Origin of the sequence: Gottfriedia solisilvae (assembly GCF_002128405.1) — a bacterium.
GTDB lineage: Bacteria > Bacillota > Bacilli > Bacillales > Bacillaceae_G > Gottfriedia > Gottfriedia solisilvae.
Genome location: NZ_NETJ01000004.1, coordinates 482,637 through 501,237 on the forward strand (window position 1 = coordinate 482,637; position 18,601 = coordinate 501,237).

Sequence of the window (18,601 nt, forward strand, 5' to 3'; positions counted from 1 at the left end):
ATGAATGAAAAGCAAGTCTTATCCACAAATTGTGGATAAAACTTGCTAATTTGTGGACAACTTTGTGTATAGTTCTTTTTGATATACTAATACATTTTCATTCTTAATTGTATTTTGATAATGTTCCATTTCTTTAATATGAAGCGAAACATCTTCCTCTTCTGTCGGTTGAAATCCTAATAAAAGGAATAAATCCTGAACAACATTTTGCTTAGTTAACAAATAAACATGAGAGATCATTTCCTCTTTTAGTTTATCAAGAACACTTTGTAAAAAGACTACCATATGCTGTGAATAAATGGTAGGTGCAACTACTAATGATCTTAATAGTGCTTCATTTTTATACTGTTCATAACCAATGACAGCCTGAGCTGTTCCTACCTCGTCCTCCAATATAAAAAAGGATTCCTGTTGTTCTTGAAGTCCATTTGTAGAAAGTCCAGCTTGTCCTAAAAAAGAAAAAATCGTTTCAAAATCTGATGGTAAAGATGATCTTATTTTCATGAAAGAACCTCCCTAATATGCTTGTAATAACTTATGCACATAGGGAGATTACTAGAACTAAAATAATTGTTTGAACATGTGGACAAAAAAGCTTTCAACTTTAATATCTTCTTCTTGTTCGATTGTCGAGACCGCAGCTACTTCTACAGCTTCTTTATTCGATTCTTCTTGAATACTAGATTCAACTTCAGTAGACTGTTCTTTTTCATTGGATTCTTCTTTTAAATATGAAAATCCTTTACCTTCCTCTGGTTCTTCAATCTTTGTTTCCTTTTCAACTTTTTGTTGTGCTTGAAGCGAATCAACAGTTGCATCACCATTTGAAAAATCTAAGAAACATAAAGGCGGAAATAATACACACCACCAGTTTGCACCTTGTCCAGCACCTAGTTTAATTAATACAGCTTCATAGTCACCTGCTGGGTACAAAAAACTACCGTATAGCTTTGTTGGAAACTTTACTTTCTTAGAATACGTAATCGTAAATGTTTGCTTAGAACCTTCTTCTTTTAAAACACGTTGGACCGTTTTCTCTAAATCTGGAATATGGCTTTGAATGACTTTTTGTCCTTCTTCAAAGCTAGTCAAATCCTTTACCCAAGTATTAATCTGAGCATTAACTTCATCTCTTACTTTACGTTTTAATGCCTGATCTCCACTAGAATCACTATTTGCTAGAATTCGTAAACGTACCGCCTTCTTAGGAATAACAACCATTTCATTACCCTTTGCGTTTGTATCTTGAAGTGGCACTAAAACAGACGAACTGATTAATAATATAATAAATAAAGTAATTATTTTATAAGTAGTTTTCATTTTTGATTTCGCTTTATATCTTCTCATTTTATCTCCACCATCCCTCTAGGAAACAGTTTAGACAAAATGATAAATTCTTAAACACTACTATTCTATTTTTTTGTATCTGAACTTATTGCAAGCCTAACAGATTTCTTCTTAGGTTTGATTAAATCATTTTTAATATATTCAATAATGAGCTCTGCAACATTAATTCCAGTACATTTCATGATTGCTTTCATGTGAGCATTAGAGTTTACTTCACAAACTATCGCCTCATCATTCTCACCAAACAATAGGTCAATGCCAGCAAAGTCTACTCCTAAAATTTTTGCACATCTTAGTGCAAGTTCTTTTTGAGACTCAGTCGGCTCGTATGCAAATGCATCCCCACCTAACTCAGCATTGGCACGAAAATCTGTATCAGAACTACGTAGCATAGATGCGACTACACGATCTCCAACGACATATAGACGCATATCTCTACCCTTACTAGATTCAATAAACTCTTGGTAAAGATGAGGGACATATTGTAATTCATCTACTTTTTTAAGAAATTCTTCGCGATTTTGGATTAAATACACTTGCATCCCAAAAGAACCATAAGATTCTTTTAGGACAAATGGATAACCTAATTCTTGCTCAACGACATCATAAAAAGAGTAGTCTGTAACTTTACAGCTTGGATAGACTAATGGAGCATTTATCGTTTTTGGCATTGGCACTTCATATTCAGATAAAATTTGGTATGTTAATGACTTATTATCACAATTTTTAATAGCTAATGCAGAATTATATACCTTAAATCCCATAATCTCTAAATGACGAGCTAAAGCTGTATCTTTGTCCCAGTATATAATAAAATCTGGCTTTTCTTCACTGTATAATCCTTTTAAAATCGGCTTGCCCTTTTCAATAACAGGGACCAGCTCATGATGCTTTACTAATTTTGTATTTAGACCTTTACTTGCACAAATATCTTGCAAATTAAAGAATAAATCCATAAATTTTGAGGACGTAACATGTCCATTGTAAACAATCCAGCCATTTAAACTTGTCATATACTCACTCAACTTTCTTAACGAAATCATTAAAATGTAAGTTTAGTAATTCATTTCATCATATATACCATACGGTCTTTGCCGTTAATATCAAAGACAACTTCAACTTGTGCATGATTAAAGGTGTTTCTCAATATCGTTGCAACTGGTTCTCCTTGACCAATTCCTACTTCAAAAGCGACTAATGCTTTATGATTTAAAACCTTAGGTAAATCCGTTGCAAACCGACGATAAAAATCAAGTCCATCTTCACCGCCAACTAGCGCGCGATATGGCTCATGCTCCTTAACAACCTCATCTAATTGCAACCAATCCTGATGAGGTATATATGGAGGATTCGAAACGACAATATCGACTTTTTTGTTTTCATCTATAAAATAATTCAACAAATCATTATGAAGAAAATTGACATTTGCTCCTAAATGAAGTGCATTTTGCTTAGCAACCTCAATTGATTCCTCCGCAATATCAACAGTATGAACCGTAAGTTGTGGATTTTCAAGAGCCAGTGAAATAGCGATTGCTCCACTACCTGTACCTACATCAACAAGCTCTAAATGATCCGTTCGGTCCCAGAGTTTATGAATACGTTCAAGGACACCTTCAACTAATTCTTCAGTTTCAGGCCTCGGAATTAACACTTCATTATTTACAATAAATTTTCTACCATAAAAATATTCGTATCCAATTAAATACTGAATTGGTTCACCTTCAATATGTTTTTGTACCATTTCTTGAAATTGCAACAGGTGCTCTTCTTTTAAATCTTCTCTCATATTAGTCAATAATTGCGTTCGGTTGTAATCTAAAATATGCTTTAATGCTATTTCGCCCACATTTTCATCTCGTCCGTGTCTTTGTAAAAAAAGAGAAGCCCATTTTAGGGCTTCGTATATCTTTGTTGTCATTATTGACTTTGTTCCATTCTTTTTGCTTGATCATCCATAATAAGTGCATTAATGATTTCGTCAATCTTACCTTCGACGATTTGATCAAGCTTTTGAATTGTTAAACCAATTCTGTGGTCAGTAACACGGTTTTGTGGGTAGTTATAAGTACGAATACGTTCAGAACGATCACCCGTTCCAACAGCTTGTTTACGGTTTTGATCGTACTCTGCTTGAATTTCTCGTTGGAATTTATCATAAACTCTTGCACGAAGAACCTTCATCGCTTTTTCTTTATTTTTAATTTGTGATTTTTCATCCTGACATGATACAACCGTATTTGTAGGAATATGCGTTAAACGAACTGCGGACATCGTCGTATTTACTGACTGTCCTCCAGGTCCACTTGAAGCAAATGTATCTACACGAATATCTTTATCATGGATTTCAATTTCAACTTCTTCAGCTTCTGGTAAAACAGCAACAGTTGCCGTAGAAGTATGAATACGTCCACCTGATTCCGTTTCAGGTACACGTTGAACTCGGTGAGCTCCATTTTCAAATTTCAACTTCGAAAACGCACCTTTACCATTAATCATAAAGATAACCTCTTTAAAGCCACCTAATTCTGTGTAGTTACCTTCAATAATTTCTGTTTTCCAGCCATTTACCTCTGCAAATCGGCTGTACATACGGTATAATGTCGCGGCAAATAACGCTGCCTCATCTCCACCCGCTGCACCACGAATCTCAACGATAACGTTTTTATCATCGTTAGGATCCTTTGGAATTAGTAATATCTTTAATTGCTCTTCAAGCTCTTTTGATTCTGCTTCAAGTTCATTTAGTTCTTCTTTTACCATTTCACGCATATCAGCATCAAGCTTATCTTCAAGCATTGCTTTTGCGTCTTTAATCTGTTCTTTTACAGATTTGTACTGACGGTAGGCATCAACTGTTTCTTGAATATCTGACTGCTCTTTAGAGTATTCACGTAACTTCTTTGAATCATTTATTATTTCAGGATCACTTAGTAATTCATTTAATTTATCATAGCGATCTTCTACTGCTTGCAATCGATCAAACATAACTTTCACCTCGACATTTTCGTCTTAATATAGTTACTTTATAATATTTGTTGATTTTCACTCAAGGATGCTCAATTTTTCATACCAATCATTATCTTTTTAAGACTATTTATCAAATAATCATATTAAATAACAAACAAGATAGTGCCAGAAAGATCTAACTTAATCGTTTTGGTTTTGGAATGCTGGTTCTGTTCGATGAGAATTTGTAGGTACTTCGTGACAGTGGCGACATCTTGGCTCATAAGATTCAGATGCTCCTACTAAAATAATAGGGTCCTCAAATAAAGCCGGCTTACCATTAATTAATCTTTGTGTTCTACTTGCAGGTGAACTACAAACCGCACATACTGCATTTAATTTTGTTACATGCTCAGCAATGGACATAATTTCAGGTACCTTTCCGAATGGTAACCCTCTAAAATCCTGATCAAGACCTGCGCAAATTACTCTTTTACCCATATTGGCTAATTGCTGAACAACGTTAAATATTTCATCATCAAAAAATTGAATTTCATCTATTGCTACAACCTCAACCTCATCTGTTACATACTTAAGAATTTGAGATGAATGTGTTAATGCATAAGCAGGTACCTTCATACCTGTGTGAGACACAACTTCAACTTCACTATATCTGTTATCAATCGATGGTTTAAATGTTACACAACTTTGTTTAGCAAACTGTGTACGACGAACACGGCGGATCAACTCCTCTGATTTACCAGAAAACATACTCCCGCAAATCATCTCTATCCAACCATTTTTTCTCATCATAAACATTAAGAGTCTCACCTTTCTAAATCAGTTCTATGTCTAATTACATTATTTTTTATCTTTAAGATCTTTCATGTAAGTATTCAATTTATTTATATAAAAATTCTTTTTATGAATTAAATTATTATGTTAAAGGACTATAAATGCGTAAAAAAAGCAGGCAAAGTAGCAATAACTCGCCTGCTTTTCATCTTTATTACCTTAAGACTTAAGACCGTATTTTTTGTTGAAACGTTCAACACGTCCTGCAGCGTTAGCAAATTTCTGACGACCAGTGTAGAATGGGTGAGAATCAGAAGAAACCTCAACTTTGATAAGAGGGTAAGTGTTACCATCTTCCCATTCGATTGTTTCGCTAGAATATTTTGTAGATCCGCTTAAGAACTTGAAGCCAGTGTTAATATCCATAAACACGACTTTCTTGTAATCAGGATGAATATTTGCTTTCATGTTTTTCATCTCCTTCCGCCCTGAAATCCTTGAAATCAGAGTTATCAAATCATGTGTATACCACATAATTTACATTTAACATACAAATGAAATTATAGCAACTAACCCGGGAGAATGCAACCCACTATTTTTCAAAAAGGATGCCTATATCTACCAACTATTTATTAGTGACTGGTGTTTTTTTACTTTCTTCTGTCATCGTATTGAAGAATTCTTCATTTGTTTTTGTTTGACGAAGCATTCTAAAATATCTTTCAACAAAATCAGGTATATCTGACATAGTCTTTCTCATTAGCCATAACTTGTCTAAATGATCTTTAGGGATTAACAGATCCTCTTTACGTGTTCCAGATCTACGTATATCGATAGCTGGGAATATTCTACGTTCAGCAAGTGAACGATCTAAATGCAGCTCCATGTTCCCAGTTCCTTTAAATTCCTCATAGATCACATCATCCATACGTGAACCTGTGTCTATTAATGCTGTAGCTAGAATTGTTAAGCTACCACCTTCTTCAATATTACGTGCTGCACCGAAAAAGCGTTTTGGACGGTGGAATGCAGCTGGGTCAATACCTCCAGATAATGTACGACCACTTGGTGGAATGACTAAGTTGTATGCACGAGCTAGACGAGTAATACTATCCATAAGAATGATAACATCTTTCTTATGTTCTACTAATCTCATAGCACGTTCAAGAACTAACTCAGCTACTTTAATATGGCTATCAGGTGTTTCATCAAAAGTTGAGCTAACAACATCACCTTTAACCGAACGTTCAATATCAGTTACTTCCTCTGGACGTTCATCAATTAGTAATACAATTAATTCAGCTTCCGGATGATTAGTTGTAATACTATTTGCAATTTCTTTTAAAAGTTCTGTTTTACCTGCTTTTGGTGGAGCAACAATTAAACCACGTTGACCGAATCCTACCGGGGCAATCATATCAATAATACGAGTTGAAAACTTCGCTGGGGTTGTTTCAAGCTTCATTTGTCTATTTGGATATAATGCAGTCAGTCCAGGGAAGTGAACACGCTCTTTTGCGTTTTCAGGATCGTCACCATTAACCGCTTCCACTTGTAGTAAACCAAAATATCTTTCGTTTTCTTTTGGTGGACGTACTTTTCCAGAAACTTTATCACCATTACGCATATCAAATCTTCTAATTTGAGATGCAGAAATATAAATGTCTTCTGAACTTGGTGAATAATTGATTGGTCGTAAAAATCCATATCCTTCAGAAGGAATGATTTCTAGTACACCTTCCATGAATAATAATCCATCTTTTTCTGCCTGTGCTTTTAAGATGGCAAATATTAATTCTTTTTTTGTCAATTTGCTGTAATACGAAATCTTCATTACTTTCGCATGTTCATACAAATCTTTTAACTTCATGTTTTCTAATGCAGAGATTGTTAAACTCATACAACACCACTCTTTACTTTTATTCAATCATATAAGGATTATCTTAATTCGGAAGGTTATTTAGAAGGTTTTTTGAAGGAAACTTACATAAAGTAACTTATTCTTTAGTGTAACCTTTTCCCCTAAAAATATTCTAAGTAATTAGAATTAATAGGTTTACTATCTATTGAGATTATAATTCGAAAGGGTTTTTTATGCCAACTATTTTTCTATCTAATAAATTAACAACTCTTTCCTTTAGAAAATAAAGGAAAGAGTTGTTATATCAGTATATTCTTAAAAGCTTAGATCTGATAAAAGAAGAATGTTAATTTCCGCTTCAGAATGCTTAATTTACGTGAGGAGTGAGCCTGAGCCTCATATCCTATCAGATTCATGCAATCTTTCGTTACAACCAACTTCTACTTTTATATTAAATAGTTCCTTACTTTATAACTAAGTTAGGTTTTTTGTTTAGGCTGTGACGACCGTCTACAAAGCGCACCGTGCCTGATTTAGCACGCATTACTAGTGAATGAGTTGTTCCTACATTCCCTTTGTATTGAACACCTTTTAGTAGTTCACCGTCTGTAACACCTGTAGCTGCAAAGATCGCGTCATCACCTTTTACTAGGTCATCCATATATAATACACGGTCTGGGTCTTCTATACCCATTCGTTTACAGCGAGCAATTTCTTCCTCATTTTGTGGTAATAACTTTCCTTGAAGTTCTCCACCTAAACATTTTAATGCAACGGCTGAGATTACCCCTTCAGGCGCGCCGCCGCTACCAAATAATATATCTACACCAGTGTGATCGAAAGCTGTGTTAATTGCTCCCGCTACATCTCCGTCATTAATTAATTTGATTCGAGCACCAGCTGCGCGAATTTCTTCAATTAACTTTTCGTGACGAGGTCTATTTAAAACTGTTGCTACCACTTCATTAATGTTTTTACCTTTAGCATTTGCCACAGCAGTTAAGTTCTCAAGTACTGTTGCATTGATGTCAATTTTCCCTACTGCTTCAGGACCTACTGCAATTTTTTCCATGTACATATCTGGAGCATGCAATAAATTACCATGATCTGCAATTGCGATAACTGCTAATGCATTCCACCCACCTGAAGCTACGATATTTGTGCCTTCTAAAGGATCAACTGCAACGTCTACTCTTGGTCCATAGCCATTTCCAAGCTTTTCACCAATGTAAAGCATTGGAGCCTCGTCCATTTCTCCTTCTCCAATCACAACTGTACCTTTCATTGGAATGGTATCGAATACGTCACGCATTGCTGTTGTTGCAGCATCATCTGCTTCATCTTTCTTACCAAGACCCATCCATTTTGCTGAAGCAAGTGCAGCAGCCTCTGTAACACGAACTAACTCCATTGATAAACTTCTTTCCACTTCAAACTCCCCCTTTGATGAAATGCGAAGTCGCACTAGCAAACTCTATGTGATAAAACGATCCATGAAAAGAGCATGCTTTCTTTTTAACTTTTGTTTTGAAACTGTAAGAGCTTTCCGTCATCATTATACAACGAAAAGTATGTATCCGTCTGATTAAATTAAAATGAAGCACAAATAAAACCGTTCATTATGCGTTTTTTAGTTGTTCTACTTCTTGCTGCGTTAACTGAACACGCCATACATTGGCACCAAGACCTACTAGTTTTTCTACTAAATCTTCATATCCTCGATCTACGTGCTCTAAACCAGTAAGCTCTGTCTTTCCATCAGCAATCAAGCCAGCGATAACCAAAGCGGCTCCGGCTCTCAAGTCACTTGCTTTCACTCGACCGCCTTGTAGTGGAGCTGGTCCAGATATAATTGCAGTGCTACCTTCAACCTTGATCGTAGCGCTCATTCGTCTCAGTTCATCTATATGTTTAAATCGAGCACCGTAGATTGTATCAGTTATAACAGCAGTCCCATTAGCTTTAGTTAATAAGACAGAAAAAGGCTGCTGTAAATCTGTAGGAAAACCAGGATATACTAATGTCTTAATATCAACTGCTTTCAAAACTTTACTTGTCCCAGTTACAATAATTTGGTCATCATTTGTATCTATTTGTATATTCATTTCTCTCATTTTTGCAATAAGTGATTCTAAATGATGTGGAATGACATTATCAACAACAACACTATCGCCTTCTTGAACTGTTGCAGCTGCTAATATAGTATATGTTCCTGCTTCAATTCTATCTGGGATAATTGTATGTGTACATCCAGAAAGTGATTCTACCCCATCTATTCGAATTACATCCGTACCTGCACCTTTGATTTTCGCACCCATGCTTGTTAATAATGTTGCTACATCTACAATTTCTGGCTCTTTTGCAGCATTTTCTATAACTGTTCTACCATTAGCTAGCACCGCTGCTAACATGATATTGATTGTTGCCCCTACACTTACTACATCTAAGTAAATTCGAGCTCCCTTTAATTCTTCTGCTCGTAAATAAATTGCACCTTGTTCGTTCGTCACTTTTGCACCAAGTGCTTCAAAACCTTTTATATGTTGGTCGATTGGTCTTGGACCTAGATAACATCCTCCTGGTAAACCAATAACTGCTTGTTTAAATCTACCTAACATTGCCCCCATTAAATAATAAGAAGCACGTAGTTTTTTAACCTTTCCACTCGGAAGTGGCATTGCGACCATATTTGATGGATCAATTATAATCTTTTCATCTGACATCTCTACTTGACCGCCAATTTCCTCTAACAGGTCACATAAAGTTTGTACATCAGAAATAGAAGGAACTCCTTCAAGTGTTACAGGTGAACTTGCTAAAATTGTTGCAGGAATTAATGCTACAGCACTATTTTTCGCACCACTAACTCGAATTGTTCCTTTTAAAGGTATACCGCCTTCTAACACAAGCTTTTCCATAGTATACTCCCTTCTAAATGAGCAGAAGAAAACAGGGAGAGATGTAAGAATAATATCTCTTCTAATTCCCTAATTATTGTCTACCTATTTTCTCCAATTTTCTATCTCTCTAATCTTAGTTTATACGAGACGTGACTTCTAATGTAAAGTCTTTTGTTTGTACATTAATACACTAATGCTCTATTACTTCTTCAATCCAAACTAGTAAATCATTCATTTTTAAATTATAAATTACTAAATTTAAAATAAAAAATTCAGAGACCTAACAATATGTATTCCAATAATTTAATGGTTTCTTTAACCTGTTTTAAGATATTCTCTATTTTATTTCGAAAACCTTCTACTACGCAATGAAGTATTCTCATAAAAAATTGCTAAAAAAGAAAACCGTCTAAATAGTTTTAGACGGTTTCATTATTTACAATATAACACAATTCATTCGAAAACTCTTTAAATTATGCTTTGTTGCTAGTACCAAACTCACGAATTTTACCAGTAACAGTAGCGATAATCGCTTCACGTCCAGGTCCGATCACTTTACGTGGATCATATTGGTTTTGATCTTTAGCGATGAATTCACGAACAGCTTTGTTAAAAGCAATTTGGTTTTCAGTATTAACGTTGATTTTCGCAGTACCACGAGCAATCGCTTTTTGAATTTGTTCAGTAGGAATTCCAGTACCACCATGTAATACTAATGGTACATTTGTTTCTTTACCAACTTGTTCCATCTCGTCGAACCCTAATTTAGGTTCACCTTTGTATGGTCCGTGAACAGATCCTAAAGCAGGAGCTAAGCAATCAATACCAGTACGTTCAACTAATTCTTTACATTCAGCAGGATCAGCATAGATGATGTCACCTACAACATGATCTTCTTGCCCACCAACTGTACCTAATTCAGCTTCTACAGAAACACCTTTTGAGTGTGCATATTCAACTACTTTTTTAGTAGTTTCTACGTTTTGCTCAAATGGATCGTGTGAAGCATCAATCATTACAGATGTGAAACCAGCATCGATTGCAGCTTTACATACGTCATAGCTTGAACCATGGTCAAGATGGATTGCAACTGGAACAGTTACTTTTAAATCAATTAATAGACCTTCTACCATTTTTACAACAGTATTAAATCCGCCCATATACTTTGCTGCACCCTCAGAAACACCAAGGATTACTGGAGATTGTTCTCTCTCAGCAGCAGTAAGAATAGCATAAGTCCATTCTAAGTTATTGATATTATATTGACCAACTGCATACTTACCTTCTTTTGCTTTATTAAGCATTTCAGTCATAGATACTAAAGGCATGATAAGCCCTCCTTCTAATCTTTTATATAAGTTAAATTTTGTACCCATAATCGTACTAACAAGAATAGATTGCAACAAATTGTTCTTTATTATGTATTTTGATAGGTACCTCTATCACTTACTAAGAATACAAAAAATGATACAAAAATACAACAGTTATCCATTAATGTTCGTATTATCTTAACATTTTAGACAATTATGTATGATATATATAGTTTTTTTACGCTATTTCCGAAAACGCTTTCAAAATGCGCAGTGTAAATAAAAAACAGATGGTCTTTTGCCATCTGCTAGTGTTATTGAAGAGATTGAGGTTGAGAAGTATGTTCTCTAACCACTTTTTTAATTTCATCAATATCAAATGGCTTCGGAAAATATCGAAGTGCTCCTAGTTTTTTAGCTTCTTCAATAATGTCTAATTCACCATAAGCTGTCATTAAAATAACTTTAATCTCTTTGTTAATCTCTTTAATACGTTTTAAAATTTCTACTCCGTCCATGCCTGGTATTTTCATATCAAGAATTACTAAGTCGGGACAATCTTTAATGACAATATCGATTGCTTGAAAACCGTTGGCAGCCTGAAAAACTTCGTAACCTTCTTTTTTGAAAATCTCATGTAGTAGTAAACGAATTCCGTACTGATCATCTACAATTAATAACTTGTTTCCCAAAATTAGTACCACCTCTCTTAACCAGATCTGACTACATGCAAAAAATACAAATTCCCCTAAATTTTTACATTCTCTTTAGAAGTCCTATTTTCCTGCATCTTTTCGTAATTTTTATAAATTATTACTTTCTGAATGATTTAATTCGATACCTACTTTACAGTATAATGGTTAGCACATACTTTTTTAAGAGGGAGTACACAAAATGTTAAAAATTTTTACAACACAACTAAATGGTGTTTTTCAAAAGATATTAAAGCAAGAAGAAGTATTTGAAGATGCTTCTCGCTTTCTAGCACAAGCAATTGTTGGCGAAGGAAAAGTTTATGTACACGGTGCAAAAGAATTTTCAGGAATCGTTTCTGAAATCAAATATGGAGAAGATACACATCAATCATTTGAACCTTTATTTGAAGAAAGCCAGATGAAATCATTATCTTCAGTCGATCGTGTCCTCTTATTCGCAAAGCAGGCAGATGATGAGGAAGTTATTCAAATTGCAAATACACTAACCAAAAACGGAATTGGCTTTGTTGTCGTTTCTACAGTAATTGAGAATGATTCATTATCAGATTTAGCTGATATTTTTATTAATTATGAACTAACGCGTAAATTAGTACCTACTGAAGAAGGCGACCGTATTGGTTTACCGACTTTATTAACAGGATTATTTATATACCATTGCTTACTTTTAACGATCAATGAAATTTTGGCCGATTTTGAATAATTTAAAAACACCCAACACAAATCAAAGTGTTGGGTGTTTCATTCATAAGATTATTTTTTATTATTTAAAGAAGCTCCAACGAAGTCTCTAAATAATGGTTGTGGTCTATTTGGACGTGAAATAAATTCCGGGTGGAATTGAGATGCCACAAACCAAGGATGATTTGGCAACTCAATAATTTCAACTAAACGACCATCAGGACTAGTACCTGAGAATACAAATCCAGCTTGTTCCATTTGTTGACGATATTCATTGTTGAACTCATAACGATGACGATGACGCTCGTAAACTACTTCATCACCATAAGCCTCGTATGCCTTCGTACCTTCAATCAGTTTACATGGGTATAAACCTAAACGTAATGTTCCACCTAAGTCTTCAACGTCCTTTTGTTCAGGTAAAAGGTCAATAATTGGGTAGTTTGTTGTTGGATCAATTTCAGCAGAATGAGCACCTTTCATGCCTAGTACATTACGAGCATATTCAATAGATGCAATTTGCATTCCTAAACAAATTCCTAAGAATGGTACGTTGTTTTCTCGAGCAAATTGAGCAGTTAGAATTTTACCTTCTACTCCTCGATCACCAAAGCCACCTGGTACAAGGATACCATCAACATCACTTAATAATTCACTTACATTATTTGTTGTAACTTCTTCAGCGTTAATCCATTTAATTTCAATTTCACTGTCAAAAGAATAACCAGCATGTTTTAATGCTTCAGCTACAGAAATGTAAGCATCTTGTAATTCTACATATTTACCTACAAGTGCAATTTTTGTTGATTTAGTTAGATTTTTAACTTTATCTACTAATGCAATCCATTCTGTCATATCTGGTTCGTTTGTTTTTATTTTTAAATGATCACAAGCAATCGCATCTAAACCTTGAGCTTGTAGAGCTAATGGAATTTCGTAAAGTGTTTCTGCATCTACACATTCAATTACATCTTTTGCATCAACATCACAGAATTGAGCGATTTTATCTTTCATTTCTTGTGGTACAGATGTTTCAGAACGTAATACGATGACATTTGGTTGAATACCAATGCTACGAAGTTCTTTTACAGAATGTTGTGTTGGTTTCGTTTTTAATTCACCAGCTGCTTTAATATATGGAAGAAGTGTACAGTGAACGTACATTACATTTTCTCGACCTACATCACCTTTAATTTGACGAATTGCCTCAATGAAAGGTAATGATTCGATGTCTCCTACTGTTCCACCAATCTCAGTAATGACAACATCAGCATTTGTTTCGCGACCTGCACGGAAAACTTTATCTTTAATTTCATTTGTAATATGAGGAATAACTTGTACTGTTCCTCCTAAATAATCTCCACGACGTTCTTTTTGAAGTACTGTAGAATACACTTTACCGCACGTAACATTATTAAATTTTGTTACATTGATATCAACGAAACGTTCATAGTGACCTAAATCTAAATCTGTTTCCGCTCCGTCATCTGTTACGAAAACTTCACCATGTTGATAAGGACTCATTGTTCCTGGATCTAAGTTGATATACGGATCAAACTTTTGAATTGTTACATTTAATCCTCTGTTTTTTAATAGTCGTCCTAATGATGCTGCAACAATCCCTTTACCAAGAGAAGAAACTACGCCACCTGTTACGAAAATATACTTTGTCATAATTGAGCCCCTTTCATTTTTTTAGCATTCGTAATTTTATTTTTCTTTAGTAGAAATACAAAGCTAAATTTATAAAAATATAATTAATAACATAATTTTATGTATGCTTTATTGTCGTCCAAAATAGGATTATTTCATGCAAGTTAACATGATTTATCTATTTAAAAACAACAAAACAAACCATCCATAAAAGGTTGATACATCAAGTTTCTCGTTAAAAAAATAAAGACGCCCCCTATATAAAATAGGGAGCGTCAAATATATTTCGTTCTTTTTTAAAGAGCCCAATAAGAATTGTACTTATTCACTATCTAAAAGTCAAGAACTTATAGTTCTTCTTCTTCATCAAGTTCTTCTAATTCTTCATCTTCATCTTCTAAATCTAAATCTTCGTCATCTAAATCTATATCTTCATCTTCATCGATTTCTTCGTCATCAAACTCATCAACAACGTCATCAACAAGATCATCATCTAGTTCATCTAACTCAACTAAATCTTCATCTTCTTCAAAATCTTCATCATCTGCAGAATCATATTCAGCAAAATCATCATCTTCTTCAAACTTTTTAGCGCGTTTCTTCTTAGGTTTTGCAACTGGTAATACTTCCTCTTCAGCTTGATCATACGGATACCAAGCACGTAGGCCCCAACGAGTTTCACCTAAACATACAAAACGACCATCGATGTTTAATTCAGTATAAAATTGAGGAAGCTTTTCTAAAAGCTCTTCTCTTGTTACACCTAATTCTGACGCCATGCGGTCTACTAAATCATAAAAAGAAAACGGTTCTTTTGTTTCAGAGAATAATTCATATGATAATTCAATTAACGATAATTCTTTTAATTGCTCTTCCGAGTATTGCTTTAAACTCAAAGGTAAGCACTCCTTTAAAAATAATATTTTTAACGTAAATTAATCACATTATGTATAAATTTTACTTTTAGTTATAAAATACATATCTTTCATTATAAACAAAAGTATATTAAATATGCTAGCACCTAGACTATATTTTTCGATATTACCCTATTTTTTAATGAAAAAATGATAAATGAGCGTCAAAAAGACGCCCATTTAATGAATAAGTTTTTACATATTTCTTCTATACTGTCCGCCAACTTCATAAAGTGCTTGCGTAATTTGACCTAAACTAGCTACTCTTACAGTATTCATTAACTCTTCAAATAGATTTCCATTTTGTCGAGCTACTTGCTTTAAACGTTCTAATGCAACATTTGCTTCCGAACCATGTTTCGTTTGGAAACCAGCTACGTGATCAATCTGTGATTGCTTTTCGTCATAACTAGCTCTTGCAATCTCCATTGAATTAATAGAATCCATTTGTTCATTTGGATTGATATATGAATTAACACCAATGATTGGAAGTTCTCCATTATGCTTTAACGTTTCATAGTATAGAGATTCTTCTTGAATCTTTCCACGCTGATATTGAAGCTCCATCGCACCTAATACGCCACCACGGTCACTAATTCTTTCAAACTCTTTTAAAACTGCTTCTTCTACTAAGTCTGTAAGTTGCTCGATAATAAATGAACCTTGAATTGGATTTTCATTTTTTGATAATCCGTTTTCTTTTTGAATAATAAGCTGGATTGCCATTGCGCGTCGAACAGACTCTTCTGTAGGCGTCGTAACAGCCTCATCGTATGCGTTTGTATGAAGAGAGTTACAGTTATCATATAAAGCCATTAAAGCTTGTAATGTTGTTCGAATATCATTAAACGCCATTTCTTGGGCGTGTAGTGAGCGTCCTGATGTTTGAACATGATATTTAAGTTTCTGACTTCTCTCAGAAGCACCATACTTCTCTTTCATCGCTACTGCCCAAATACGGCGCGCAACTCTTCCAATTACCGAATACTCTGCATCTAATCCATTGCTAAAGAAGAATGATAAGTTATGTGCAAAATCATCAATTTTCATTCCACGACTTAAGTAATATTCAACATAAGTAAATCCATTAGATAAAGTAAATGCTAGCTGTGATATTGGATTTGCTCCAGCTTCAGCAATATGATATCCAGAAATTGATACTGAATAGTAATTACGAACTTTATGATCAATAAAATATTGCTGAATGTCGCCCATCATTTTCAACGCAAACTCTGTAGAGAAAATACAAGTATTTTGACCTTGGTCTTCTTTTAGAATGTCAGCTTGAACTGTTCCACGAACTTTTTGTAATGTTGTTACTTTTACTTCTGTAAATTCCTCTACAGTTAAAATTCGTCCTAGTTCCCTTTCTTTTATTTCAACTTGCTGATGAATAGCAGTATTTAAAAACATCGCTAAGATAATTGGTGCAGGACCGTTAATCGTCATCGACACAGAAGTCATAGGATTACATAAATCAAAGCCTTTATATAATTCAATCATATTATCTAATGTACATACGCTAACGCCACTTTCACCAATCTTTCCAAAAATATCTGGTCGTGTTGCAGGATCCTCTCCGTATAGCGTAACCGAGTCAAATGCTGTACTTAGACGCTTAGCAGGATCGTTTTCGCATAAATAGTGGAAACGTTTATTCGTTCGACTTGGCGGTCCTTCTCCCGCAAATTGTCTCTTTGGATCTTCATCTTGACGTTTAAATGGGAATACGCCTGCAGTAAATGGAAAATAGCCAGGAACGTTTTCTTTTGCTACCCATCTTAATAAATCACCATAATCACGATAAGTTGGAACAGATATTTTTGGTATTTTCGTTCCAGATAAAGTCTTAGTTGTTAATTCAACTTTTATTTCTTTATCTCGAATTTTTTGTACCAGTTGATCTTGAGAATAGGCTTCTTTGATCTGTTTAAAATGGTTTAATGCTTGTTTGGATGATGGTGCTAGAGAGTCTTCAAATTTCTGTTTTAACTCTACTAAAGTTCCTTTTCCATCTTCAACATTCAATGACTCTATTTCATTCAATGTTCCTTCAATTTGATATAACTTAGAAGCTTTAATTGCTTCTGCCTCAGTATTTTGATGGTAATTCCTAACTGTTTCAGCGATTTCCCTTAAATAAAAACGACGTTTACTTGGGATAATGACATGTTGTTTTTCAACATTTCCAGGTTGAATATATGTTGTTTTCCATTGTTTATTCACTTTCTTCTCAATCTCACCTGTTAATGCTAAAAATAAGTTATTCGTTCCTGCATCATTAAACTGACTTGCAATCGTTCCATACACAGGCATTGTATCTAAATCATCATGGAATAAATGACGACTACGTTGATATTGTTTTTGAACTAAACGTAACGCATCCTCAGAACCTTGACGTTCGAATTTATTGATTGCTATTAAATCTGCAAAATCAATCATATCGATTTTTTCTAATTGTGAAGGCGCTCCAAACTCACTTGTCATCACATATAAATGAATGTCACTAAATTGAGTGATTGCAGCATCCCCTTGACCGATCCCACTAGTTTCAACAAAAATCACATCGAAGTTTGCTGATTTTAAAATTGCTAACGAGTCGCCAAGAGCATTTGAGATTTCTGACTGACTATTTCTTGTTGCTAAGCTTCTCATATAAACATTAGGATGATGGATTGCATTCATTCGAATACGATCTCCCAGTAATGCCCCACCTGTTTTACGCTTTGTCGGATCGATTGAAACGATACCAATTGTCTTCTCGGGGAACTCTTGAATAAAACGGCGAACTAATTCATCTGTTAATGAACTTTTTCCTGCGCCACCAGTTCCCGTCATACCAATTACGACGCTATTGCTAACTTCTGATTTTTCTAAAGTAGCAGCCATTTCTAAACTTGAATCTAGAGAACCTTTGTTTTCCGCTAAAGTTATGAATCTAGCAATTTCCTTATGATTTGAAGCTGTAATTTGCTGCACATTTTCAATATCCTTTAGAGGAGGAAGGAAGTCTGTACTTTGTAACATGTGATTAATCATGCCTTGAAGTCCCATTGTTCGCCCATCTTCAGGAGAATAAATTTTTGTTATACCGTATGCTTCTAACTCTTCTTGCTCACGAGGAAGAATAACTCCTCCACCACCACCAAATAACTTGATGTGTGAAGCACCTCTTTCTTGTAGTAAGTCATACATATATTTAAAGTATTCCATATGTCCACCTTGGTAAGATGAAATAGAGATACCTTGTACATCTTCTTGAATCGCTGCATTAATAATTTCTTCAACCGAACGATTATGTCCTAGATGAATAACTTCAACACCATTTTCCTGCAATAATCTTCTTATCATATTGATGGAAACATCATGGCCGTCAAATAAGCTTGATGCAGTTACAAAACGAATCTTATATTTAGCTTGATACTTTTCTACCATACTAATCAGCCTCCGTTATTATCATTACCTCATTCAGAAAGAA

The 18,601-nt window shown here is 34.5% G+C and carries 16 protein-coding genes; 1 reads left to right on the plus strand and 15 read right to left on the minus strand.

Translation table 11 applies throughout. From position 1 onward, the window contains the following. Positions 1–45: 45 nt before the first annotated feature. From CAB05_RS15590 to CAB05_RS15645, 12 genes are all read right to left on the minus strand, one after another. Positions 46–504: a GNAT family N-acetyltransferase gene (locus CAB05_RS15590; protein WP_088001424.1), complete on the minus strand. Its 459-nt coding sequence runs from the start codon at positions 502–504 to the stop codon at positions 46–48. 57 nt (positions 505–561) lie between these two features. Then, entirely contained in the window at positions 562–1,347 is a 786-nt protein-coding gene (spoIIR, locus tag CAB05_RS15595; protein WP_371870403.1) for a stage II sporulation protein R, read from the minus strand. A 65-nt stretch (positions 1,348–1,412) separates the two neighbouring features. Continuing rightward, the gene (locus tag CAB05_RS15600; protein ID WP_158093295.1) at positions 1,413–2,360 is read right to left on the minus strand and encodes an ATP-grasp domain-containing protein; all 948 of its coding nucleotides are present in this window, start codon (positions 2,358–2,360) and stop codon (positions 1,413–1,415) included. A gap of 50 nt (positions 2,361–2,410) precedes the next feature. Beyond that, positions 2,411–3,268, minus strand: a complete 858-nt coding sequence (gene prmC / locus CAB05_RS15605; RefSeq protein ID WP_088001428.1) for a peptide chain release factor N(5)-glutamine methyltransferase — start codon at positions 3,266–3,268, stop codon at positions 2,411–2,413. After that, positions 3,268–4,335 (minus strand): peptide chain release factor 1, encoded by a 1,068-nt coding sequence (prfA, locus tag CAB05_RS15610; RefSeq protein WP_142283112.1) that lies wholly within the window; start codon positions 4,333–4,335, stop codon positions 3,268–3,270. Before prfA ends, prmC begins: the two co-directional genes overlap by 1 nt. Before the next feature lie 162 nt (positions 4,336–4,497). Next, positions 4,498–5,115, minus strand: coding sequence for a thymidine kinase (locus CAB05_RS15615; RefSeq protein ID WP_088001432.1), 618 nt, complete (start codon positions 5,113–5,115; stop codon positions 4,498–4,500). A 195-nt stretch (positions 5,116–5,310) separates the two neighbouring features. Continuing rightward, a complete protein-coding gene (locus CAB05_RS15620; RefSeq protein WP_088001434.1) occupies positions 5,311–5,559 on the minus strand; it encodes a type B 50S ribosomal protein L31 in 249 nt (82 codons plus the stop codon). A 157-nt stretch (positions 5,560–5,716) separates the two neighbouring features. After that, positions 5,717–6,991 (minus strand): transcription termination factor Rho, encoded by a 1,275-nt coding sequence (gene rho / locus CAB05_RS15625; protein WP_088001436.1) that lies wholly within the window; start codon positions 6,989–6,991, stop codon positions 5,717–5,719. Positions 6,992–7,415: 424 nt separating this feature from the next. Further along, positions 7,416–8,381 carry a class II fructose-bisphosphatase gene (gene glpX, locus CAB05_RS15630; protein WP_088001438.1) on the minus strand — a complete coding sequence of 322 codons (966 nt, stop codon included), beginning with the start codon at positions 8,379–8,381 and terminating at the stop codon, positions 7,416–7,418. A gap of 190 nt (positions 8,382–8,571) precedes the next feature. Beyond that, positions 8,572–9,870: a UDP-N-acetylglucosamine 1-carboxyvinyltransferase gene (murA, locus tag CAB05_RS15635; RefSeq protein WP_088001440.1), complete on the minus strand. Its 1,299-nt coding sequence runs from the start codon at positions 9,868–9,870 to the stop codon at positions 8,572–8,574. Positions 9,871–10,325: 455 nt separating this feature from the next. Next, positions 10,326–11,180 carry a class II fructose-bisphosphate aldolase gene (locus tag CAB05_RS15640; RefSeq protein WP_088001442.1) on the minus strand — a complete coding sequence of 285 codons (855 nt, stop codon included), beginning with the start codon at positions 11,178–11,180 and terminating at the stop codon, positions 10,326–10,328. Between the two features lie 296 nt (positions 11,181–11,476). Then, positions 11,477–11,854 carry a response regulator gene (locus tag CAB05_RS15645; protein WP_088001444.1) on the minus strand — a complete coding sequence of 126 codons (378 nt, stop codon included), beginning with the start codon at positions 11,852–11,854 and terminating at the stop codon, positions 11,477–11,479. 202 nt (positions 11,855–12,056) lie between these two features. Here CAB05_RS15645 and CAB05_RS15650 point away from each other — a divergent pair, with 202 nt between their 5' ends. Continuing rightward, entirely contained in the window at positions 12,057–12,578 is a 522-nt protein-coding gene (locus CAB05_RS15650; protein ID WP_088001446.1) for a DUF2529 family protein, read from the plus strand. Between the two features lie 50 nt (positions 12,579–12,628). Here CAB05_RS15650 and pyrG read toward each other — a convergent pair whose 3' ends face one another. The 3 genes from pyrG to icmF all read right to left on the minus strand — a co-directional run bounded on the left by pyrG (position 12,629) and on the right by icmF (position 18,558). Further along, positions 12,629–14,230: a CTP synthase gene (gene pyrG, locus CAB05_RS15655; RefSeq protein WP_088001448.1), complete on the minus strand. Its 1,602-nt coding sequence runs from the start codon at positions 14,228–14,230 to the stop codon at positions 12,629–12,631. A gap of 326 nt (positions 14,231–14,556) precedes the next feature. Continuing rightward, on the minus strand, positions 14,557–15,105 hold the full coding sequence (rpoE, locus tag CAB05_RS15660; RefSeq protein ID WP_088001450.1) for a DNA-directed RNA polymerase subunit delta: 549 nt from the start codon (positions 15,103–15,105) through the stop codon (positions 14,557–14,559). A gap of 213 nt (positions 15,106–15,318) precedes the next feature. Next, positions 15,319–18,558, minus strand: coding sequence for a fused isobutyryl-CoA mutase/GTPase IcmF (gene icmF, locus CAB05_RS15665; protein WP_088001452.1), 3,240 nt, complete (start codon positions 18,556–18,558; stop codon positions 15,319–15,321). Positions 18,559–18,601: the final 43 nt, after the last annotated feature.